At 63.2% G+C, this 22,496-nt stretch carries 21 protein-coding genes; 11 read left to right on the top strand and 10 right to left on the bottom strand.

Annotation, left to right across the window (positions count from 1 at the left end; translation table 11 throughout):
- Position 1: 1 nt before the first annotated feature.
- From acnB to ACCQ08_RS19070, 5 genes are all read right to left on the bottom strand, one after another.
- Positions 2–2,587, bottom strand: a complete 2,586-nt coding sequence (gene acnB / locus ACCQ08_RS19090; RefSeq protein WP_239808931.1) for a bifunctional aconitate hydratase 2/2-methylisocitrate dehydratase — start codon at positions 2,585–2,587, stop codon at positions 2–4.
- Between the two features lie 70 nt (positions 2,588–2,657).
- Positions 2,658–3,251, bottom strand: coding sequence for a hypothetical protein (locus ACCQ08_RS19085; protein ID WP_239808932.1), 594 nt, complete (start codon positions 3,249–3,251; stop codon positions 2,658–2,660).
- A gap of 53 nt (positions 3,252–3,304) precedes the next feature.
- Positions 3,305–4,291 carry a CoA ester lyase gene (locus ACCQ08_RS19080; RefSeq protein WP_373450665.1) on the bottom strand — a complete coding sequence of 329 codons (987 nt, stop codon included), beginning with the start codon at positions 4,289–4,291 and terminating at the stop codon, positions 3,305–3,307.
- Positions 4,292–4,303: 12 nt separating this feature from the next.
- Positions 4,304–5,092 carry a trans-aconitate 2-methyltransferase gene (gene tam / locus ACCQ08_RS19075; RefSeq protein WP_373450664.1) on the bottom strand — a complete coding sequence of 263 codons (789 nt, stop codon included), beginning with the start codon at positions 5,090–5,092 and terminating at the stop codon, positions 4,304–4,306.
- Positions 5,093–5,108: 16 nt separating this feature from the next.
- Positions 5,109–6,095 (bottom strand): malate dehydrogenase, encoded by a 987-nt coding sequence (locus ACCQ08_RS19070; protein WP_230774505.1) that lies wholly within the window; start codon positions 6,093–6,095, stop codon positions 5,109–5,111.
- Positions 6,096–6,372: 277 nt separating this feature from the next.
- Between ACCQ08_RS19070 and ACCQ08_RS19065 the strand changes: the two genes are divergently transcribed.
- The 8 genes from ACCQ08_RS19065 (at position 6,373) to ACCQ08_RS19030 (ending at position 14,336) form a co-directional block, all read left to right on the top strand.
- Positions 6,373–7,167, top strand: coding sequence for a GntR family transcriptional regulator (locus ACCQ08_RS19065; RefSeq protein WP_239808935.1), 795 nt, complete (start codon positions 6,373–6,375; stop codon positions 7,165–7,167).
- Positions 7,168–7,302: 135 nt separating this feature from the next.
- Positions 7,303–7,737, top strand: coding sequence for a succinate dehydrogenase, cytochrome b556 subunit (gene sdhC, locus ACCQ08_RS19060; RefSeq protein ID WP_312415071.1), 435 nt, complete (start codon positions 7,303–7,305; stop codon positions 7,735–7,737).
- 42 nt (positions 7,738–7,779) lie between these two features.
- Positions 7,780–8,145, top strand: a complete 366-nt coding sequence (gene sdhD / locus ACCQ08_RS19055) for a succinate dehydrogenase, hydrophobic membrane anchor protein (protein ID WP_239808937.1) — start codon at positions 7,780–7,782, stop codon at positions 8,143–8,145.
- 22 nt (positions 8,146–8,167) lie between these two features.
- Entirely contained in the window at positions 8,168–9,973 is a 1,806-nt protein-coding gene (gene sdhA / locus ACCQ08_RS19050; RefSeq protein ID WP_239808938.1) for a succinate dehydrogenase flavoprotein subunit, read from the top strand.
- A 31-nt stretch (positions 9,974–10,004) separates the two neighbouring features.
- On the top strand, positions 10,005–10,709 hold the full coding sequence (locus ACCQ08_RS19045; protein WP_239808939.1) for a succinate dehydrogenase iron-sulfur subunit: 705 nt from the start codon (positions 10,005–10,007) through the stop codon (positions 10,707–10,709).
- A 15-nt stretch (positions 10,710–10,724) separates the two neighbouring features.
- Positions 10,725–11,018: a succinate dehydrogenase assembly factor 2 gene (locus tag ACCQ08_RS19040; RefSeq protein ID WP_312415061.1), complete on the top strand. Its 294-nt coding sequence runs from the start codon at positions 10,725–10,727 to the stop codon at positions 11,016–11,018.
- A 20-nt stretch (positions 11,019–11,038) separates the two neighbouring features.
- Positions 11,039–12,349: a citrate synthase gene (locus ACCQ08_RS19035; RefSeq protein WP_239808941.1), complete on the top strand. Its 1,311-nt coding sequence runs from the start codon at positions 11,039–11,041 to the stop codon at positions 12,347–12,349.
- A gap of 130 nt (positions 12,350–12,479) precedes the next feature.
- Positions 12,480–14,336 (top strand): phosphoethanolamine transferase, encoded by a 1,857-nt coding sequence (locus tag ACCQ08_RS19030; RefSeq protein WP_373450663.1) that lies wholly within the window; start codon positions 12,480–12,482, stop codon positions 14,334–14,336.
- On the opposite strand, the gene ACCQ08_RS19025 is transcribed toward ACCQ08_RS19030, so the two are convergent.
- Positions 14,333–15,523, bottom strand: a complete 1,191-nt coding sequence (locus ACCQ08_RS19025; protein WP_373450729.1) for a PA0069 family radical SAM protein — start codon at positions 15,521–15,523, stop codon at positions 14,333–14,335. The two genes, ACCQ08_RS19030 and ACCQ08_RS19025, sit on opposite strands and share 4 nt — an antisense overlap.
- Positions 15,524–15,789: 266 nt before the next feature.
- Here ACCQ08_RS19025 and rnk point away from each other — a divergent pair, with 266 nt between their 5' ends.
- A complete protein-coding gene (gene rnk, locus ACCQ08_RS19020) occupies positions 15,790–16,203 on the top strand; it encodes a nucleoside diphosphate kinase regulator (protein WP_239808943.1) in 414 nt (137 codons plus the stop codon).
- Between the two features lie 6 nt (positions 16,204–16,209).
- Here the strand turns inward: rnk and ACCQ08_RS19015 are convergent, their stop codons facing one another.
- Positions 16,210–17,394, bottom strand: coding sequence for an acyltransferase (locus ACCQ08_RS19015; RefSeq protein WP_312807647.1), 1,185 nt, complete (start codon positions 17,392–17,394; stop codon positions 16,210–16,212).
- A gap of 209 nt (positions 17,395–17,603) precedes the next feature.
- On the opposite strand from ACCQ08_RS19015, the gene ACCQ08_RS19010 reads away from it, so the two are divergent.
- A complete protein-coding gene (locus ACCQ08_RS19010) occupies positions 17,604–18,188 on the top strand; it encodes a GbsR/MarR family transcriptional regulator (RefSeq protein ID WP_239808945.1) in 585 nt (194 codons plus the stop codon).
- A gap of 1 nt (position 18,189) precedes the next feature.
- The gene (locus ACCQ08_RS19005; RefSeq protein WP_373450662.1) at positions 18,190–18,651 is read left to right on the top strand and encodes a hypothetical protein; all 462 of its coding nucleotides are present in this window, start codon (positions 18,190–18,192) and stop codon (positions 18,649–18,651) included.
- On the opposite strand, the gene ACCQ08_RS19000 is transcribed toward ACCQ08_RS19005, so the two are convergent.
- From ACCQ08_RS19000 to ACCQ08_RS18990, 3 genes are all read right to left on the bottom strand, one after another.
- Positions 18,648–19,292 (bottom strand): hypothetical protein, encoded by a 645-nt coding sequence (locus ACCQ08_RS19000; RefSeq protein WP_373450661.1) that lies wholly within the window; start codon positions 19,290–19,292, stop codon positions 18,648–18,650. The two genes, ACCQ08_RS19005 and ACCQ08_RS19000, sit on opposite strands and share 4 nt — an antisense overlap.
- A gap of 86 nt (positions 19,293–19,378) precedes the next feature.
- Positions 19,379–20,368 carry a nitronate monooxygenase family protein gene (locus ACCQ08_RS18995; RefSeq protein WP_239808948.1) on the bottom strand — a complete coding sequence of 330 codons (990 nt, stop codon included), beginning with the start codon at positions 20,366–20,368 and terminating at the stop codon, positions 19,379–19,381.
- Between the two features lie 106 nt (positions 20,369–20,474).
- Positions 20,475–22,268 (bottom strand): acyl-CoA dehydrogenase, encoded by a 1,794-nt coding sequence (locus ACCQ08_RS18990; RefSeq protein ID WP_373450660.1) that lies wholly within the window; start codon positions 22,266–22,268, stop codon positions 20,475–20,477.
- Positions 22,269–22,496 lie beyond the last annotated feature (228 nt).

The raw sequence follows: 22,496 nt of genomic DNA, 5'->3' as shown, positions 1-22,496 counted from the left end.
CTTAGATCTTCTCGGCCACCTCGGCGTATTCCGAGATTTCGTTGAAGTTCATGTAGCGGTAGACGGAGGCCTTGTCGGCATCGATCACGCCCATTTCCTTCAGGTACTCTTCCTTGGTCGGCAGCTTGCCGATGCGCGATGCGATCGCAGCCAGCTCGGCCGAGCCCAGGAACACATTGGTGTTCTTGCCCAGACGGTTGGGGAAGTTGCGGGTCGAGGTCGAGATCACCGTGGCGCCTTCACGCACCTGGGCCTGGTTGCCCATGCACAGCGAGCAGCCGGGCATTTCGGTACGGGCACCCGCGGTACCAAAGGCGGCGTAGTGGCCTTCCTTGATCAGTTCGCTCTGGTCCATCTTGGTGGGCGGTGCCACCCACAGCTTGACAGGGATGTCACGCTGGCCGCCCAGCAGCTTGGCTGCAGCACGGAAGTGGCCGATGTTGGTCATGCACGAACCGATGAAGGCCTCATCGATCTTGGTGCCGGCCACCTCGGACAGGAATTTGGCGTCATCCGGATCGTTGGGGCAGCAGACGATAGGCTCCTTGATGTCGGCCAGGTCGATCTCGATGATGTGCGCGTACTCGGCGTCCTTGTCGGCTTCGAGCAGATCGGGCTTGGCCAGCCAGGCTTCCACTTTCTCGATACGGCGCTGCAGGGTCTTGGCATCGGCATAACCGTCGGCGATCATGTTCTTCATCAGAACGATGTTCGAGGTCAGGTATTCCTTGATCGGCTCGGGGTTGAGCTTGATCGTGCAGCCAGCGGCAGAGCGCTCGGCCGACGCGTCGGACAGCTCGAACGCTTGCTCCACCTTCAGGTTGGGCAGGCCTTCGATTTCCAGGATGCGGCCGGAGAACTCGTTGATCTTGCCGGCCTTGGCGACGGTCAGCAGACCGGCCTTGATCGCGTACAGCGGAATCGCGTGCACCAGATCGCGCAAGGTCACGCCCGGCTGCATTTCGCCCTTGAAGCGCACCAGCACCGATTCAGGCATGTCCAGCGGCATCACGCCGGTCGCGGCACCGAAGGCCACCAGGCCCGAGCCTGCTGGGAACGAGATACCGATAGGGAAACGGGTGTGCGAGTCACCGCCGGTGCCGACGGTGTCGGGCAGCAACAGGCGGTTGAGCCAGCTGTGGATCACGCCGTCACCCGGGCGCAGGGCCACGCCGCCGCGGTTGCTGATGAAGTTGGGCAGTTCGCGGTGGGTCTTGACGTCCACCGGCTTGGGGTAGGCCGCCGTGTGGCAGAAGGACTGCATCACCATGTCGGCGGAGAAGCCCAGGCAGGCCAGGTCTTTCAGCTCGTCACGGGTCATCGGGCCGGTGGTGTCCTGCGAGCCCACGGTGGTCATGCGCGGTTCGCAGTAGGTACCGGGGCGCACGCCCTGGCCTTCTGGCAAACCGACCGCACGGCCGACCATCTTTTGCGCCAGGGTGAAGCCGGCCTTGGATTCGGCAGGCGCCTGGGGCAGACGGAACACGGTGGACGCGGGCAGGCCCAGCGCTTCACGCGCCTTGGCCGTCAGCGAGCGGCCGATGATCAGGTTGATACGGCCGCCGGCACGCACTTCGTCGAGCAGCACATCGCTCTTGAGCGAGAACTCGGCGATGGTCTCGCCGTTCTTGACGATCTTGCCGTCGTAGGGCAGCACATCGATGACATCGCCCATCTCCAGCTTGGAGACGTCCACCTCGATCGGCAGCGCGCCGGAGTCTTCCTGCGTGTTGAAGAAGATCGGAGCGATCTTGCCACCCAGGGTCACGCCACCAAAGCGCTTGTTGGGCACAAAGGGAATGTCCACGCCCGTGCCCCAGATGATGGAGTTGGTAGCAGACTTGCGCGAAGAACCGGTGCCGACCACGTCGCCGACGTAGGCAACCAGGTTGCCCTTCTTCTTGAGCTCTTCGATGAACTGCATCGGGCCGCGCTTGCCATCTTCCTCGGGCTTGAAGGCCGCGTCAGGGCGCGTGTTCTTCAGCATCGCCAGGTAGTGCAGCGGGATGTCGGGACGGCTCCAGGCATCCGGTGCGGGCGACAGGTCGTCGGTGTTGGTCTCACCGGGCACCTTGAACACGGTGACGGTGATCTTCTTCTCGACTTCGGGGCGCGACGTGAACCACTCGGCATCGGCCCAGCTTTGCATCACTTCCTTGGCCTTGGCATTGCCGGCCTTGGCCTTGTCGGCGACGTCATTGAAGAAGTCGAACATCAGCAGCGTCTTCTTGAGCGCATCGGCAGCCACGGCTGCCACGTCTGCGTCATCGAGCAGCTCGATCAGCGGATGAACGTTGTAACCACCTACCATCGTGCCCAGCAGCTCGGTGGCCTTGGCCTTGGAGATCAGCGCCACTTTCAGGTCGCCGTGTGCCACGGCAGCCAGGAAGGAAGCCTTGACCTTGGCGGCATCGTCCACGCCTGGCGGCACGCGGTGGGTCAGCAGATCGAGCAGAAATGCTTCTTCACCGGCAGGCGGGTTCTTGATCAGCTCGATCAAGTCAGCGACCTGCTTTGCATCCAGCGGCAGTGGGGGGATGCCCAGAGCGGCACGCTCAGTCACATGGTCGCGGTAGGCTTTCAACATACGTTCTCCGGTTCTCTATTTCAATGGTGGGGCGCTCGCAAGGCGTCGGGCATCCGCGCCGCTGTTCTTATCAGCGGCCGTTGCCTTCAAACAGTGCGGCAGGTGGGTTTTTCTTGATGGCTTCGGCAACCTGGTTCTGCTCGGGGCTCATGCACTCGTCGGCCAGACGCTGACCGAGCTTGCGGTTGATCAGCATGGACTTGTTGGCCACCTGCAGCCACATGGCGCCGGCGTGCTGGTCTTCCAGGCGGATGGTGCCGGTGGAGGTGGACACCGGTGCCATGTGGTACTTGAAGCCCTTGCCTTCAACGAAGAAGTAGCCGGGGTTGACCGAGTCCTTGGCGATATTGATCGAGGCGCCCAGCTCGCAGTTGATGCGGCCCTGGTAGACCTGCTCGGCGATGGCCAGTTCAGCAGGGGTCAGCGTCTGCTGGGCGGGAATGGCGGCGGCCGCAGTGGCGGCGCCGGCGCCCGCGGCGACCGCAGCACCCTTTTTGGCAGTGGCGGCACGCTTGGCAGGGGCCTTTTTGGCCGGTGCCTTCTTGGCCGCAGTGGTTTTGGCAGCCGCTGGCTTGGCAGCCTTTTTCTCTTGCGCCTGCACACTGCCCATGGCCAGAGTCAATGCAGGAACCAAGACCAACAAAGAAATCACGCGATTTTTCATAACAACTCCCGCGATACAACGCAAGAAACAGGAAAAGGGCTGGACCCGGATGGTTACAGCCACTCCCGCACTGTACCCGGCAACGGACAACCCGTCTGCGCAGCACGCTCCAAAATTTGCCAAAAGTAACGATAACTTGCACGGTCATGCAAGACACCATCGACGCTGATCGGCGCCCATTGCGCGTCTGCCGCCGCCCGCACGATGCGGGCCGCTTCATCGACCTGGCTCTGCGTCGGCGCGAAGGCCTGCAGGATGGGCCGGATCTGCGCGGGGTGGATGCTCCACATGCGGGTGTAGCCCAGCTCGCCATAGGCGCGGCGGGCTGCCTGCTCCATCGCATCGGGATTCTTGAACTCGGTCACCACGCAGTGCGACGGCACCTTGCCGTAGGCGTGGCAGGCGGCGGCGATCTCCAGCTTGGCGCGCAGCACCAGCGGATGCGTGAACTGGCCTTGCACGCCCATCGCGCTCGAAGGGATGGCGCCGCCATGGGCAGAGACAAAATCCATCAGGCCAAAGCTGATGCTCTGCACACGGGGGTGGGCCGCAATCTCGAACGCGCGGTGCACCGCCTGGGGCGACTCGATCAGCGCATGCAGCGGCACCGGGGTGCTGGTGGCCGCCTGCAGCAAGCGGTCGACCTTGTCGATGTCATCGACCGACTCGACCTTGGGCACCATGATGTGGCACAGCTGCTCGCCTGCCTCACCGGCGATGGTGGCGATGTCTTCGGCCAGCGCCGCGTGGTCGGCCGCATGCACGCGGGCCGCGACACGGGCACCGGGCGCAGCGCTCTTGGCGAGCGAGGCGACCAGCTGGGCATGGGCCTTTTCCTGGCCGACGGCCGCGCCGTCTTCACAATCCAGGGTCACATCGAACACGCAGCGGCCAAACTCTTCCATCATCTGCGCCTGCAAGGCCAGGCTCTTGCGCATGCGGTCTTCAACACCGCTGTAGTGGTCGCAGACCGGCAATGCCAGGGCCCCGGACTGGGCGCCGAGCAGTACCTGTGCAGGATGGATGGCGGAAACACTCATGGCTACTGATCGTCAGATGGGGCGGCGGGCCACCAAAAACAAGCGGGGAAAGGCCAGCAGGCGCCGGCCATCGCTGCGCAGGCTGTAGGCAGCATCGATGCGGCGCGTGTATTCGGCCACAAAGCTGGTTTGCAGCTCGGCACGCAGAGGCTGGAGAAACGGCCGCAGACCGGTGCCACGAACCCATTGGACAATCGCCTCCGCACTGTCCATTGGGTGCTGGTACGCCGTACGCCAGGCATCCACCTGCGCACCACGGGCCAACACATCGTAGTAATCATTCAAAGACAGCAAATCCGTGCGCAACGCATGCGGATCGCCGATCTCTGCAGCCCAGGGCTGCAGCGCTGCCACTTCACGCATCAGGCGGTGGGTGGGCTCATCGCGGTTGTCCGGCATCTGCACGGCCAGTACGCCGCCGGGCGCCAGCATGCCCATCAAGCGGGGCAGCAGCTGCGCGTGGTCCGGCACCCATTGCAGGGCCGCATTGGCAAAAATCAGGTCGGGCAAACGCCCGTTGTGCAGTGGAGCCTGCCAATGGGCGATGTCACCCTGCTCAAAATGCACATGCGCAAGACGCTGGCGCGCAGCGGCCAGCATGTCTTGCGACTGGTCGACACCCAGCACCCGTGCATGCACGAAGCGCTGGGCCAGCAGCTCGGTGGAATTGCCCGGCCCGCAGCCCAGATCCACCACATAGGCGGCATCGTCGGGCAGGGCCACGCGCGCCAGCAGCTCGGCGGCCGGGCGCGTGCGCTCGTCCTCGAACCGGCTGTAGAGCTGGGCATTCCATGCAAGCATGCGGGTCGGCCTTGGATTACAGCAGGTGCTTGACGCCGTCCTGCTCGCCTTGCAGCTCAGCCAGGGTCTTGTCGATGCATTCTTGCGAGAACGCGTCGATTTCCAGGCCTTCGACGATCTTGTATTCGCCGTTTTCGGTGGTCACGGGGAAGCCGAAGATGATGCCGGCAGGAATGCCGTATTCGCCATTCGAAGGCACGCCCATGGTCACCCATTCGCCCGCCGAGCCCAGGGCCCAGTCACGCATGTGGTCGATGGCGGCGTTGGCAGCCGATGCTGCCGACGACAGGCCACGAGCGGCAATGATGGCGGCGCCACGCTTGCCCACGGTGGGCAGGAACACGTCCTTGTTCCAGGTCTGGTCGTTGATCGCTTCCTTGACCGACTTGCCGTCCACGGTGGCGAAACGGTAGTCGGCGTACATCGTTGGCGAGTGGTTGCCCCAGACGGTCAGCTTGCGGATGTCGCCCACCTTGAAGCCGCCCTTGGCAGCCAGTTGGGAAGCAGCGCGGTTGTGGTCCAGGCGCAGCATGGCGGTGAAGTTCTTCGCGGGCAGGTCCGGAGCCGACTTCATCGCGATGTAGGCATTGGTGTTGGCAGGGTTGCCCACCACCAGCACCTTGACGTTGCGCGAAGCGACAGCGTTCAGGGCCTTGCCTTGGGCGGTGAAGATCTGGGCATTGGCAGCCAGCAGGTCAGCGCGCTCCATGCCTGGGCCGCGAGGACGGGCGCCCACGAGCAGTGCGTAGTCGGTGTCCTTGAATGCCTGCAGCGGGTCGCTGTGGGCTTCGATACCGGCCAGCAGAGGGAAAGCGCAGTCTTCCAGCTCCATGATCACGCCCTTGAGCGCGTTCTGTGCCTTTTCGTCAGGAATTTCCAGCAGTTGCAGGATGACAGGCTGGTCCTTGCCCAGCATTTCGCCCGACGCGATGCGGAACAACAGGGCATAACCGATTTGACCAGCGGCACCGGTAACGGCGACACGTACGGGCTTCTTGCTCATGGGAAAACTCCAGAAAATAGAAATGAGGTGTCCAAGCAGGCCAGCATCGGAGAACGTGTCAAACGACTGGAATCAGCGATCGGGAGGCCCCGATGGCAGGTCTGTAAACAGCGCGTAAGTGTACTCTTGAACAGATCACTCAGTCAATTTGTCTTATGTCTTATATAAGATATGATTGGCCTCTGATGCGCTATACAATGCGCGCTGTAATTTTGAACCGTTGGATGTCACATCCACCGTGACACCCGAGAGATTGAATCTCTCCCAAGACAAGCGCATGACATCTTCCACCCCCAATGCAAACGACACCGGCATCCCGTCCGCTGGCGACAGTGTGGGTGGTGCGACCCCTGCTTTCAGTCCGCTCTACCAGCAGATCAAGGGCCTGATCCTGCAAAGCCTGGAGGCTGGCGCCTGGAAACCCGGCGAAATGATCCCCAGCGAGATGGAGCTGGCAGCGCGCTACCGCGTCAGCCAGGGCACCGTGCGCAAGGCCATCGACGAACTGGCCGCCGAGAACCTGCTGCTGCGCCGCCAGGGCAAGGGTACCTTTGTGGCCACCCATGCCGAGCGCAATGTGCAGTACCGTTTCCTGCGGCTCCTGCCCGACAGTGGCGACCTCAATGAGGAAGGCCCTGCCCAGCGCAACATCATCTCCTGCCGCAGCATCAAGGGCCCCAGCGAGATCTGCAAGCTGCTGCAGGTGCCCACGGGTGAATCGCTGATCCACGTGCGGCGCGTGCTGGTGTTCGCAGGCATTCCGACGATTGTCGAAGACATCTGGTTGCCCAGCAGCAGCTTCAAGGGCCTGTCGGCCGAGCAGATGCGCGACTACCCCGGCGCCACCTATGCCATGTTCGAGGTGGAATACGGTGTACGCATGGTGCGCGCCCAGGAAAAACTGCGCGCCGTGCTGCCCGATGCCGCCCAGGCCCAACTGCTCGATGTCGATGCGCACACCCCATTGCTCAGCGTGGAGCGCGTTGCTTACACCTATAACGATGTTCCCATGGAATTACGACGAGGTCTTTATCGGACGGACACCCACCATTACAGCAATACCCTGAGCTAATGCACCGGTCAAGTCAGAGTAGTCACCACGGGGTTAAAGAGAAACCCTTAGACCTGCGCGCTGCATTGCAATAAAATTTTGCAGGTTTGCGCCTAGCGATTACATAGCAGTTACATCCACGAAAGTTTTCACACCATGACAGATACCACGAAGAAGCGGCCCGAGTTTCGCAATATCAACCCTTTGTCGGACCTCACCACCTACCGCTTGCCGCTGGCCGGCAAGCTGTCGATCCTGCACCGCGTCAGTGGTCTGGTCATGTTCTTCCTGCTGCCTTTCGTGATCTGGCTGCTCGACACCTCGATCTCCTCCGAGTTCTCCTACGCCCGCTTCACCGCCGCCTTCAACACCGGCGCTGGCATCTTCCCGGGCTGGTTCATCAAGCTTGCCGTGCTGGCGCTGATCTGGTCCTACCTGCACCACTTCTGCGCCGGCCTGCGCCACATCTGGATGGACGTCTCGCACAAGGCGGTCAACAAGGAATTCGGCAAGAACTCGGCGCTCGCCTGCTTTGTCATCAGCCTGGCGCTGACGGCCATCCTGGGCGCCAAGCTGTTTGGCCTGTACTGATCGCCCACGACTGCATTCACTGATAAATAGAAAGGATTCCCCATGTCCGTCAATTACGGCTCCAAACGTGTCGTGACAGGTGCCCACTACGGTTTGCGCGACTGGCTGGCCCAGCGCGTGACCGGTCTGCTGATGGCCCTGTTCACCGTGGCCCTGCTGGTGCAGGTGCTGATGATCAAAGGCCCCATCGGCTACGAACAGTGGGCAGGCATCTTCGCCCACCAGTGGATGAAGTTCATCACCGTGGGCACGCTCGTCGCGCTGGCCTACCACGCCTGGGTCGGCATGCGTGAAATCTTCATGGACTACATCCAACCCGTCGGCCTGCGCCTGGTGATGCAGATTTTCGTGCTGGTCTGGCTGGTCGGCTGCCTCGGCTGGGGCCTCCAGGTTCTGTGGCGTCTGTGATACCCGCGATTGAAAGAGAACAATGAGCTATACAAAAGAGAACATCACCAAGCGCAAGTTTGATGTCGTCATCATCGGCGCTGGCGGATCGGGCCTGCGCGCTGCGCTGGAACTGTCCAAGGCCGGCCTGTCCGTGGCCGCCTTGTCCAAGGTTTTCCCCACACGCTCGCACACTGTGGCAGCGCAAGGTGGCGTGTCTGCCTCGCTGGGCAACATGTCGCCCGACAACTGGGAATGGCACTTCTACGACACCATCAAGGGCTCGGACTGGCTCGGTGACCAGGATGCGATCGAGTTCATGTGCCGCGAAGCACCCAAGGTGGTGTACGAGCTGGAACATTTCGGCATGCCTTTCGACCGCAACCCCGACGGCACGATCTACCAGCGCCCGTTTGGCGGCCACACCGCCAACCACGGCGAAAAGCCGGTGCAACGCGCCTGCGCTGCCGCTGACCGTACCGGCCACGCGATGCTGCACACGCTGTACCAGCAGAACGTCAAGTCCAAGACCAACTTCTTCGTCGAGTGGATGGCACTGGACCTGATCCGTGACGAATCCGGTGACGTCATTGGCGTGACCGCGCTGGAGCTGGAAACCGGCGATCTGTATGAGCTGCACGCCAAGGCAGTGCTGCTGGCCACCGGCGGTGCAGGCCGCATCTTCCAGGCCTCGACCAACGCCTTCATCAACACCGGCGATGGCCTGGGCATGGCTGCACGTGCAGGCATCCCGCTGCAGGACATGGAGTTCTGGCAGTTCCACCCCACCGGCGTGGCCGGCGCGGGCGTGCTGCTGACCGAAGGCTGCCGTGGTGAAGGCGCCATTTTGCGCAACAGCGACGGCGAGCGCTTCATGGAGCGCTATGCGCCCACCTTGAAGGACCTGGCTCCGCGCGACTTCGTCTCGCGCTCGATGGACCAGGAGATCAAGGAAGGCCGTGGCTGCGGTCCGAACAAGGACTACATCCTGCTGGACATGACCCACCTGGGTGCAGAAACCATCCGCAAGCGCCTGCCGTCGGTGGAAGAAATCGGCCACAACTTCGCGAACGTGGACATCACCAAGGAGCCGATTCCTGTGGTGCCTACGATCCACTACCAGATGGGTGGCATCCCCACGAACATCAACGGCCAGGTCGTTGTCTGGGACGGTCAGGAAAACAAGGTTGTCAACGGCCTGTACGCGGTGGGCGAATGCTCCTGCGTGTCGGTGCACGGTGCCAACCGCCTGGGCACGAACTCGCTGCTGGACCTGCTGGTCTTTGGCAAGTCGGCCGGCAAGCACATCGTCAACTACGTCAACGGCTATGGCGAATTCAAGCCCATGCCTGAGAACGCATCGGACTTCTCGCTGTCGCGCCTGAACAAGCTCGACGAGTCGAGCAGCGGTGAATACGCGCAGGACGTGGCCAATGACATCCGCGCCTGCATGCAACTGCACGCCGGCGTGTTCCGTACACAAAAGAGCATGGACGAAGGGGTCAAGAAGATTGCCGACATCCGCGCCCGCGTTGGTGGCGTAACCTTGAAGGATAAGTCCAAGGTCTGGAACACCGCCCGCATGGAAGCACTGGAAGTGGCCAATCTGATCGAAGTGGCACAAGCGACGATGGTCTCGGCCGCCGCCCGCAAGGAATGCCGTGGCGCCCACACTGTGGACGACTACGAACACCCCGCCGATGATCCCAAGTACCCACTGGGCCGCAATGACATCGACTGGCTCAAGCACACGCTGTGGTACAGCGCCGCCAACAGCCTCGAGTACAAGCCCGTGCAACTCAAGCCGCTGACCGTGCCGTCGGTACCACCCAAGGTTCGTACCTTCTAAATCCACGCAGCCCACGAAAGAACATCCCAAAATGAAGCGTACTTTCAAAATCTATCGCTACGATCCCGATAAAGATGCCAAGCCCTACATGCAGTCCGTGGAGGTGGAACTCGACGGTCACGAGCGCATGCTGCTGGACGCACTGGTCAAGCTCAAGGAACTCGATCCGTCGATCTCCTTCCGCCGCTCCTGCCGCGAAGGCGTCTGCGGTTCGGACGCGATGAACATCAACGGCAAGAACGGCCTGGCGTGCCTGACGAACATGAACACCCTCAAGGGTGACATCGTCTTGAAGCCTCTGCCCGGTCTGCCGGTCATCCGCGACCTGATCGTGGACATGACCCAGTTCTTCAAGCAATACCACTCGATCAAGCCCTACCTGATGGCCGACAGCTTTGTCGCCAACGAGAAGGAGCGCCTGCAGTCGCCCGAAGAGCGCGAAGAGCTCAACGGCCTGTACGAGTGCATTCTGTGCGCCAGCTGCTCGACCAGCTGCCCATCGTTCTGGTGGAACCCCGACAAGTTCGTGGGCCCTGCCGGTCTGCTGCAGGCCTACCGCTTCATCGCCGACAGCCGCGATGACCATACCGGTGAGCGCCTGGACAACCTGGAAGACCCCTACCGTCTGTTCCGCTGCCACACCATCATGAACTGCGTGGACGTGTGCCCCAAGCACCTCAACCCCACGAAGGCGATTGGCAAGATCAAGGAACTGATGGTTCGCCGTGCGGTGTAAGAACCAGATTGAGCAATGATGGAAAACGAACTGCTGGATGAACGTGCACGCGACCTGCTGCGCTGGCGCAGCCGCCGAGGGCTGGTGGAGAACGACATCTTCGTCGAGCAGTTCTTCCGCACATACGGAGCAAGCCTGAATGTCCGCCAGGCGCAAGGGCTGACCACTTTGATGAACCTGTCGGACAACGACCTGCTGGACTTGCTGCTCAAGCGCAAGGAACCAACAGGCGACCTCGACACGCCAGATGTTCATGAAGTGCTGGAGATGCTGCGCAGCCGAAAACCACGCGCATCTCTTGCGGACTAACTCGAGAAGGAACCAGTTTTATGAAACTAGCAGACAACAAAGCCACGCTATCGTTTAGCAACGGCGCAGCAAGCGTAGACCTTCCCGTCTACCAGGGCTCGATCGGCCCGGATGTCATCGACATCCGCAAGCTGTACGCGCAGACCGGCATGTTCACGTACGACCCCGGTTTCCTCTCGACGGCTGCCTGCCAGTCGGCCATCACCTATATCGATGGTGACAAGGGCGAGCTGCTGTACCGCGGCTACCCGATCGAGCAGCTGGCCAAGAACTGCAACTATCTCGAAACCTGCTACCTGCTGCTGTACGGCGAGCTGCCCAATGCAACGCAGAAGGCCGAGTTCGAAGACACGGTGACCAAGCACACGATGGTCAACGAGCAGATGCAGTTCTTCCTGCGTGGATTCCGCCGCGATGCGCACCCGATGGCCGTTCTGACGGGCCTGGTGGGCGGCATGTCGGCCTTCTACCATGACAGCACCGACATCACCAACCCTGAGCACCGCAACATCGCTGCGATCCGCCTGATCGCCAAGCTGCCCACGCTGGTGGCCATGGCCTACAAGTACGGCACGGGCCAGCCTTACATGTACCCGAAGAACGACCTGTCCTATGCAGGCAACTTCATGCGCATGATGTTTGGCAACCCTTGCGAAGACTATGTGGTGAACCCTGTGGTGGAGCGCGCGCTCGACCGCATCTTCATCCTGCACGCAGACCACGAGCAGAACGCGTCGACCTCGACCGTGCGCCTGTGCGGCTCCTCGGGCACCAACCCGTTTGCCGCCATCTCCGCTGGTGTTGCCTGCCTGTGGGGCCCTGCCCACGGCGGCGCCAACGAAGCCTGTCTGAACATGCTCGAAAGCATCCAGGCCAATGGCGGCATCGCCAAGGTCGGTGAGTTCATGGAGCAGGTCAAGGACAAGTCCAGCGGCGTCAAGCTGATGGGCTTTGGCCACCGCGTCTACAAGAACTACGACCCACGTGCCAAGCTGATGCAGGAAACCTGCAACGAGATCCTGGCCGAGCTGGGCCTGGAAAACGATCCGCTGTTCGCACTGGCCAAGCAGGTCGAGAAGATCGCGCTGGAAGACGACTACTTCGTCTCGCGCAAGCTGTACCCGAACGTCGACTTCTACTCGGGCATCGTGCAGCGCGCCATCGGCATCCCCGTCAAGCTGTTCACCGGCATCTTCGCACTGGCCCGTACCGTCGGCTGGATCGCCCAGCTCAACGAGCAGATGGCCGATCCCGAGTACAAGATTGGCCGTCCACGCCAGCTGTACACCGGCTCGGTGGTGCGCGACGTCAAGCCTATCGCCCAGCGTTGATGGGACGCAGCCAGGCAGCCCATGGCCGCCTGGCACTGCGCCGCAACCCCTTGGAAACCCGCTAGGCGGGTTTTTTTACGCCTGCTGACGCATTAATCGCTTGTTAAGCTGGCGCGCCGACGATGGCGGGATGAATTTCTTTGCCCGGTTTATCACTTCCACAGGCAAGGCCGCCGGCACGGCGGCATTCCCGCCCCATCCGGCCGACCTGCCCTTCAGCGCTGACCTGGCCACCACCACCCCCCACCAGCCGGCGCGGCCCGTGTGGCTGTGGAGCCTGGTTGTCAGCCTGTGGCTGGCCAGCGTAGGCAACCTGGCTTTGTGGAAAGCGATATCGCAGGCCGAAGGCCTGAGCAGCGCCCAGCAGTGGGTATTGGGAGCGAGTCTGGGCCTGGCCATTGCATGCGCCTGCTGGGCGTTGCTGACCCTGATCAGCTGGGGCCGTGCGGCCAAGCCGGTGATGGCCGCGCTGTGCTGGATCTCCGCCTTTGCGGCCTGCTTCATGCTGAACTATGGCATCGCCATTGATGCATCGATGCTCACCAATGTGCTGCAGACCGACGTCAAGGAAGCGGCGGACCTGCTGCACTGGAGCCTGTTTGTGACCGTCGGCGCCATCGCCATTCCCCCCACCTGGTGGATCTGGCGCCAGACCCTGCCCCGGCACCATGGCTGGCGCCCGGTGCTCCAGCAGCTGGGCATGGTGCTGCTGGCCGTGCTGGCGATGGTCGTCGTCGTGATGGCAGGCTTCAGACCCATCTCGTCGGCCATGCGCAACCACACCAACCTGCGCTACATGATGAACCCGCTGTCGACCGTCTATGCCGCAGGCAACCTGGTGGCCCAGCAAATCCACCACCGCGACACGACCCTCTACCCGATTGGCGAAGACGCCAAGCTCGGCGCCAGCTATGCGGGCCAGACCACGTTTCCGATCTATGCACTGGTGGTCGGCGAGACAGGGCGTGCGGGCAATTTTGCCGTTAATGGCTATGACCGGCCGACCACGCCTTTGCTGTCTGCGCGCGACGATCTGGCAGTCGCCACCAATGCCTGGTCCTGTGGCACCAGCACCGCCGTGTCGGTGCCCTGCATGTTCTCCCACCTGGGGCGCAGCAGCCAGAACAGCGACAAGTCCTATGAAAACCTGCTCGATGTCTTGCAGCGCGCCGGCCTGGCCGTGCTGTGGGTGGAGAACCAATCGGGCTGCAAGGGCGTCTGCATCCGCGTGCACAACGCCAATACCGAAAACGACCTGCCCGCCGCCGCCCGCAAGGCGCTCTGCCAGGACGGCGAGTGCGTGGACATGGCCTTGCTCGAAGGACTGGACGAGCGCATCAATGCGCTGCCCGCCGAGCAACGCGCCAAGGGCGTAGTCCTGGTGCTGCACCAGATGGGCAGCCATGGCCCGGCCTACTTCAAGCGCTCGCTGGGCGAGGACAAGCGTTTCAGCCCCGAGTGCAATAACGTCAATCTGCAGTCCTGCGACCGCGCATCGCTGGTCAACGCCTATGACAACAGCGTCGTCGCCACCGACCGCATGCTGGGCGGCCTGATCGGCTGGCTCGCCAGCAAGGGCCAGCGCCAGCCCACCGCGATGATGTATGTGGCCGACCATGGCGAATCGCTGGGCGAGAACAACCTCTATCTGCACGGCCTGCCCTACTCCGTCGCGCCCGATGTGCAAAAGCGTGTGCCCTGGATCACCTGGCTGTCGCCCGCGATGCAGCAGCGCATGGGCATGCGCACCACTTGCCTGCAGCAAGCGGTGGCCACCGCCCGCATCAGCCACGACAACCTGTTCCACTCGATGCTGGGCCTGACCGATGTGCAGACCGCGCTGCACCAGCCCGATCTGGACATTTTTGCCAGCTGCAAGGGCTCTGCGCCGCCCGCAACAGTGGCGCACCTGGCGTCAGCCTCTGCGCCTGCAAGCGTTGCGACAGCGCAGCCAGTCCATGGCGCTGCTGCACGAAAGCGCGGCTAAAACAGGTTTCCCTGCCCCGGGTGTGGTGCCTGCGCGGCGCCCGCTTGCCGGGGCACCAGCAACTGCCGGGCCCGCCAGGCCTCAAAACCGCGCCAGTCCATCTCCAGCCGCTCGCGCCCATAGCCCAGCTGCGCGCAGGCACGCACAAAGCGCTGGCGCACCAGGTCGGCCCACAGGCCCTGGCCCTTCATGCGGCTGAACGACTGGCTGTCATAGCTCTTGCCGCGCAGCCGGTCGGCCTCACTGATCTGGTGCAGGTCGCGCACCCGCTGCATCACCCGGGCGGCGCGCTGCGGGTAGTGGGCCTGCAGCCACTGCTGGAAAACGCCATTGAGCTCCCAGGGCAGGCGCAGCACGGTGTAGAAGGCGGTGCTGGCACCGGCCTCGCGCGCGGCAGCCAGCACCTCCTCCATGTCCTCGGTCAAAAACGGAATGTGCGGCGCCACACTCACGCCCACCGGGATGCCCGCCTCGGTCAGCCGGCGTATCGTGCGCAGCCGCCGGTGGGGGGCCGCTGCCCGTGGCTCGAGCAGGCGGGTGAGCTGCGGATCCAGGCTGGTGATGGTGATGTAGACCGCCGCCGCGTTCTTGCGCGCCGCTGCAGCAATCAGGTCGGTATCACGCTCCACGGCGCTGCTCTTGGTGATCAGCGAGAACGGATGCTCGGCCTGGCTGAGCACCTCGATCAGCTGCCGCGTCAGCCCCAGCTCACGCTCGATCGGCTGGTAGCAGTCGGTGGCGGAGCCGATATTGAGCGAGGCAGGCTGGTAGCGCGGGCGGCTGATCTCAGCCTTCAGCACCTGGGCAATATTGGTCTTGGCAAACAGTTGGGTTTCAAAATCCAGCCCGGGCGAGAGATTCAGGTAGCTGTGGTACGGCCGGGCATAGCAGTAGATGCAGCCATGCTCGCAGCCCCGGTAGGGATTGACCGAGTGATCAAAGAAGATATCGGGCGAGTCATTTTTCTGAATCGCGCTGCGGGCCCGCTCCTCATGCACCTGGGTCGGCAGGCTTTCGGCGTCCTGCTGCCACCAGGCGCCTTCTTCCAGATGCTGGTCTGCATCGCCTGCAACAGGCGCCGCAGCGGTGGATGGGGTCCAGCCATCGTCGGCCCATTCCCGCACATCGCTGGCAAAGCGGTGGCGGGGGGCGCCTACTGCGCCCCGCCCCTTGCGGGCCACCGGCAGCGGCACGCGCACTGGCACAGGCCCATCCAGCTCGTCCGCGCAGCGCTGCAGCGCCTGCGGGTCTTCCCGCGCGGCAGCGTTCAAGGTATTGGTGGAGGGATGGCGGGCAGGCATGGTAACTGTTTTTATATACAGTTTTTCCATGCATTGTGCGCGATCCGGAGCGGCCGTGCAAGCGCCGAGAAAACCAGGGCTATTCGCACCGTTTTGGTGCGAAATGGGGCATGGCCTACATTCGGGGATTACATACTCCGGAGGAAGTTTTCATGTCTCGCAAACCCCAACTCATCCTGTCATCCCTGGATGTGGACCGCTTGGAAGCACTGCTGGAAGCGATGCCAGCCAGTGCCTTCCCTGGCAAGGCGGATCTGGAGGCCGAGATTGCCCGTGCCGATATCGTGGAGCCGGCCGATATCCCACCGGATGTGGTGACGATGAACTCCACGGTGAACTTCGATATTGCCGAATCGGGCAAGCAGTTCCAGCTGACCCTGGTCTACCCCAAGGACCTGGACGACACCAGCAGCAAGATTTCGGTATTCGCACCGGTGGGCAGTGCACTGCTGGGCCTGTCGATTGGCAATGAACTGGCCTGGCCATCGGTGGGCGGAAAAACCATGACGGTGCGCGTGACCGGCATCAGCTACCAGCCCGAGCGGGCTGGCGATCTGCACCGCTAGCAATCCCTACATCGACAAGCGCGCGCCGACCAGACTGACCAGCAGGCCGGCACCGACCAGGCCCAGCTCCCAGCGGGCCACCGAACGCAGGCTGGGCGTGCGCGCCTCGACACCCAGGTAGAGCGCGCGCCCGGCCAGCAGCGACAGCGCAAAGGCCAGGCCCATGCCCAGCCAGTTCAGCCAGGGCTGGCTCGGCCAGACATGCGAGACCACCGCGTTGCACAGCACCACGATCGAAAAGTGCACCAGAAACACCGAGTAACCCATTTGGCCCAGCGACTGCAGCCAACGCACGGGGGCCTGGCGGCCCAGCCAATCGACCAGGCGGCTGTCCGAAGGCACACGCATCAACCACAGCAGTGCCACGGCGCCACACAGGGCCACCGCGATGCGCAGGCGGAAATCCACCTCCAATGACAGCAGGCCCAGTGCCAGCAATGCGGCCGTCCAGGACCAGGGCTTGGCACTTTGGCTGCCCCAGAAGGCCAGCATGCCCATGCCATAGGCGCCGATAAAGTAGACAAACCACATGTCCAGCTCACTGTGGCGGTTGAGCACCAGCAGCGACAGCGCCGTCATCGCCAGAACCACCCACTGGCCCAGTTGCAGGCCCAGCCACTGGCGCGGCCAGCGGCGGCTGAATGCGAACAGCAGCGTCACCGCCGCAAACAGCTGGAAGTCGATGGCAACATACCAGACGCCTGCCGATAGCGCATCTTCACCGCTGATGTCCTGCAGCATCAGCGCATTGGCGATCAACTGCTGCCAGGTCGGCTCGGCGGGTACGGATTCATGGGCAAACCAGGGCCGCACCAGCGCTGCGATAAGCACCGCCAGCAACAGCGCGACGGAATAAGGCGCCAGCAGGCGCAGCGCGCGCTGGCCGATCTTGGCCAGCGGGCTGCCAAAGCGGGCCACGCCTTGGGGTGCCAGGCTGGCGGCCGACAGAAAGCCACCCATGACCAGGAAAATCTGCACGGCGATGCGCGCATATTCCGCCAGCCACTCGATGATGCCGGGGGTGACTTGTGCTGCAACATCCGACATCGGGCCATAGAAAGCCAGGTGGTGCCAGACGATGGCAGCACAGCAAGCCCCTTTGGTCATGTCCAGCCACAGATTTCGTTTGTTATGGGTTGTGGTGGTAGGCAAGATAGTCTCTGGCCAGCTGATCCGCCATGGGCATGCCATCGCGGCGCAGTTTGGCAATGTTCTGACAAAGGTGTGGCACCGCGCGCGCAGTGCCACTCCATGTGTAACGCCGTTGTATCCGCTGCCGTTGACGGGGCGGCCCCGCTGATAGACCGAAAACTGCCGTCTTTACAAAGCGGCTATAGCAAGCGCCGGGCCATGGCAGCCTGGCGTTTCAGCTTTTCCAGAAAAAACCGATAATCAGCGCCATGAAACAAGCCCCAACGCCGCTGCCCGAGCTCACCCGCCAATTCGTGTCACATTTTGGCGAAATGGGCAGCCGCTGGGGCATCAACCGCACGGTAGGACAGATCTACGCGCTGATCTTTCTGTCGCCCCAGCCCATCAATGCCGACGAGATTGCCGAGGGCCTGTCGTTCTCGCGCTCCAATGTCAGCATGGGCTTGAAGGAGCTGCAATCCTGGCGCCTGGTACACATGCGCCACCAGCCGGGTGACCGGCGCGAGTACTTTGAAGCGCCGGCCGATGTCTGGGAAATCTTCCGCACCCTGGCCGAGGAGCGCCGCCGCCGCGAGATCGAACCCACCCAGTCGATGCTGCGCTCCGCCCTGCTGCAGGAAACCCATTCGGCCGACGAGCAATACGCCCAGCAGCGAATGCAGGAGATGTACGACCTGATCGACAAGCTGATGACCTGGTTTGACGATGTGCAGCGCCTCAACCCCGACACCGCCTTGCAGCTGATGGGTATGGGCAGCGCCGTCACCCGGGTGCTGACCATCAAGGACCGCCTGACCGGCAAATCGCCCGCCCGCAAGGAAGGCAACGACTGAAATGCTGGCGCTGCAAACTCCGGCCGCCATTGCCGAGCGGCTCTGGCCCGGCACGGGCTGGCCTGCGCTGATGCCCGGCCATGGCCTGCCCCGCACCGAGATTGCCGGTGATTTCGTGCTGCTGGACCACCTCGAAGCCGCCGAAGAAACCTGGGGGCGCGATGCCCCGTTGGCGAACCTGGGCCAGGATTGGTGGGTGTTTGCCTGTTCTGGCACCGGCGACGCCTGGCTGTTGAGCCGTGACCAGCAGCAGACTGTCGCCTTTTTGGACTACGCTGCCGGCCCTGATGCCCTGCCCCGGCTGCTGGGCATCGATGCCGGGCAATGGCTGCAACTGGCCGATCTGATGGCCCAGCTGGAAGCGGCGCAAGACCAGGGGCTGGAGCTGGCGCCGCAAGCCCGGGTGCTGATGGCGCAGCTGGCGCCGGGCCTGCCTGCCTGTTACCCCTACACGCTAGCTTAACGCGTGGGCGCGGCCGCAGCCGTCTTGGGCGCCAGCACGATGCGCAGGCCTTGCTCCTGCACCTCCATGCGCTCGACCGTATACCCCAGGCCTTGCAGCAGCATGCGCTGGCTGGCCGGGAGCTCATAGACCAGCAGGCCCTGCAGCACCTGCTCGGCCAGGCGGGGGGCATAGGTCTGGAACATGCCCTGGTAGGCGGCAGGCACGCCCTGCATCTGCAACTGCTGCACGCGCACATTGTGCAGACGGATGCTGGCATCGGCATCGTGGAAGGCCAGGCCAAAGTCCAGAGTCATCTGGCCGGGGTATTCATTGCCCATCAGTTTTTCGGTCACCCAGATATCGAAGGCGGCACGCAGGCTGTTGCTCTGCGCCAGCAGCTCCACCTTGGGCTTTTGCAGCTGGATGACGACCATGCCCTGCCAGGAGCGGGCCAGCGGAAACTTGGCCGCGACCGCCTGCTGCAGCTGCGCCTGGCTGATGCTGATGCTGCGCGCACCGGCGGGCAGTGGGGCATCGGCCGCCTGCGCCACGCTGGCCGCAAGGCCGGTCCCTACGACCATGGCCGCTGCAGCCCATGCCAGGCAATGGCGGCGCGGCAGCAGCGGGGCAGGCCCTGGGGCAAAAAACAGATTCACCATCGCATCACACCGTAGCTGTCAAACGCGGTTCGACAGCGCCGCAGGGCCAAAGTTCAGCCCCGGCGGCCGGTGTTGGTATCTGCGCGTTACGCCGCTTGCGCAGCGGCAGGTACGCGGCTTGGGCCGCCAGCCAGCAGCGCATCGCGGGCTTCGAAGTACTCGCGCTTGAGCCGGGCCACCAGCTCGGCGGCGGGCACCACCTGCTTGACAGCGCCAATGCCCTGGCCACTGCCCCATATGTCTTTCCAGGCCTTGCGGTCCTTGCCAAAGCTCATCGAGCTGGGGTCGGAGACCGGCAGGTTGTCCGGGTCCATGCCGGCCGCACGGATCGACGGGCTCAGGTAGTTGCCATGCACGCCGGTAAAAAGGTTGCTGTAGACGATGTCGTCCGAGTTGGAGCTGACGATCATCTGCTTGTACTCTTCCACCGCGCGCGCCTCGTCGGTGGCGATGAAGGCCGAGCCGATATAGGCAAAGTCGGCGCCCATGGCCTGGGCAGCCAGCACGGCGCGCCCATGCGCAATGCTGCCCGACAGCGCCAGCGGGCCGTCAAACCATTCACGGATTTCCTGCACCAGCGCAAACGGGCTCTTGATGCCCGCATGGCCACCGGCACCAGCGGCCACGGCGATCAGGCCATCGGCGCCCTTGTCGATGGCCTTGTGTGCAAAGCTGTTGTTGATGATGTCGTGCATCACCACGCCGCCCCAGGAATGGGCCGCCTGGAACACGTCCTCGCGCGCGCCCAGCGAGGTGATCAAAATGGGCACCTTGTACTTTTCGCACAGCGCCATGTCATGCTCCAGGCGCTCATTGGTCCGGTGCACGATCTGGTTGATCGCAAACGGTGCGGCGGGCTGGTCAGGGTGGGCGCGGTTGTGAGCAGCCAGGGTTTCGGTGATTTCGGCCAGCCAGTCATCGAGCTGCTCGGCCGGGCGGGCATTGAGCGCGGGCATGGAGCCGACAATACCGGCCTTGCACTGGGCGATCAGCAACTGCGGGTTGCTGACAATGAACAGCGGCGAGCCGATGACCGGAAAAGGCACGTTCTGCAACGCGCCGGGAAGCTTGGACATACAAGGTCTCCTTCAAATGGCTAAAGCCTTCTGCGCGGTTAGGGCGGCGCAGACCCCCGGCGCCTTGGCCAAGGCGCCGGGGCACTTCAGATGGGGGGCATGGTGCTCAGAAACTGTCCTGCGGCAGCGCCATCACCGGGGCCGCACCGTGCAGCACTTCTTCGCGCAATGCGGAGGTTTTTACCAAAATATGCGTGGCATAGAAATGCGCGGTTGTCACCTTGGCTTCGAGGAAAGCCTGGTCGCCCGCGCCCTGGCTGAGCTGCTGCTCGGCCGCCAGCAAGGCCCGGCCCATTTGCCAGCCGGCCACCAGATTGCCCGCCAGCATCAGGTACGGCACGCTGGCCGCAAACACATCGTTGGGCGCAGTCTTGCTGCCGGCGACCACGTAATCGACGACTGCCAAAAAGTCCTGCCGTGCCTGCGCCAGCGCACGTGCAAAGGCCTGGGCTGCGGCTGAACTGCCGGCCTTCAGCGCCTGCTCGGTCTGCTCGATCTGGCTGGCGATGCCCCGCGCGGCCTGACCGCCATCGCGGGCCGTTTTGCGGCCCACCAGGTCATTGGCCTGGATGGCCGTAGTGCCTTCATAGATGGTCAAAATCTTGGCGTCGCGGTAGTGCTGGGCCGCACCCGTCTCCTCGATAAAACCCATGCCGCCGTGCACCTGCACGCCCAGGCTGGTGACCTCCTGGCTCATCTCGGTGCTGTAGCCCTTGATCAGCGGCACCATGAACTCATAGAAAGCCTGGTTGTCCTGGCGCACCTGCGCATCGGGATGGGCATGGGCGGCATCAAAAGCCGCAGCGGCCGTCAACGCCATCGCGCGGCAGCCTTCGGTATAGGCGCGCATCGTCATCAGCATGCGGCGCACATCGGGGTGGTGGATGATAGTGGCGCTGCCGGCCACGCTGCCATCGACCGGGCGGCTTTGCACACGCTCCTTGGCAAAGGCGGCGGCCTGCTGGTAGGCCCGCTCGGCAATGGCCACGCCCTGCAGACCGACCGCATAGCGGGCCGCGTTCATCATGATGAACATGTACTCCAGGCCCCGGTTTTCCTCGCCCACCAAAAAGCCGGTGGCCCCCCCGTGGTCGCCATACTGCAGCACACAGGTGGGCGATGCCTTGATGCCCAGTTTGTGCTCGATGCTGACGCAGTGCACATCGTTGCGCGCACCGAGTGCGCCATCGGCATTGACGAGGAACTTGGGCACCACGAACAGGCTGATGCCCTTGACGCCTTCGGGCGCACCGGCCACCCGGGCCAGCACCAGGTGCACGATGTTCTCGGCCATGTCGTGCTCACCATAGGTGATGAAGATCTTGGTGCCAAAGACCTTGTAGCTGCCATCGCCCTGCCGCTCGGCGCGCGTGCGCACCAGCGCCAGGTCCGAGCCGGCCTGGGGCTCGGTCAGATTCATCGTGCCGGTCCACTGGCCGGAGACCAGCTTGTCCAGGTAGGTCGTTTTCAGCGCATCGCTGCCAGCCGTCAGCAAGGCCTCGATCGCGCCATCGGTCAGCAAGGGGCAGAGCGCAAAGCTCATGTTGGCGCTGTTGAGCATCTCGACACAGGCTGCGCCAATCGTCTTGGGCAAGCCCTGGCCGCCGGCATTCACCGGGTGCTGCAGGCCCTGCCAGCCGCCTTGCACATACTGCGCAAAGGCGTCCTTGAATCCTGCCGTGGTGCTGACCTGGCCATCCTTCCAGGTTGAGGGCTGCAGGTCACCCACCACATTCAGCGGCGCCACCACCTCTTCGTTGAAGCGTGCACATTCCTCCAGCACGGCCTGTGCCGTCTCCAGCCCTGCTTCTTCAAAACCGGGAATCTGTGCCACCTGGTCGATACGGGCCAGGTGCTCCATTGCAAACAGCATGTCCTTGACTGGTGCCTTGTAGCTCATCGTTGTCTCCTCGTCTTATCGTTGCTTGTGGTTTAGGGGTGCGCTGCGCAGACAAAAAAGGCATCCCGCCAGGGGATGCCTTCTTCAGATGCTGCTGTCTGCCACCACGCTGCCCACCACATCCAAGCTCAGCAGGATGCTGTTGCAGTGTGGTGTGGTGGCAGGCACGTTATTTACAGCTTGCTGGCCATCTCGGGCACGGCGTCGAACAGGTCAGCCACCAGGCCG

Source organism: Comamonas sp. SY3, from assembly GCF_041730275.1.
Classification (GTDB): domain Bacteria; phylum Pseudomonadota; class Gammaproteobacteria; order Burkholderiales; family Burkholderiaceae_C; genus Comamonas; species Comamonas sediminis.
Note: the sequence above shows the minus strand (reverse complement) of the source record. Positions and strands in the feature narration are given on the sequence as shown.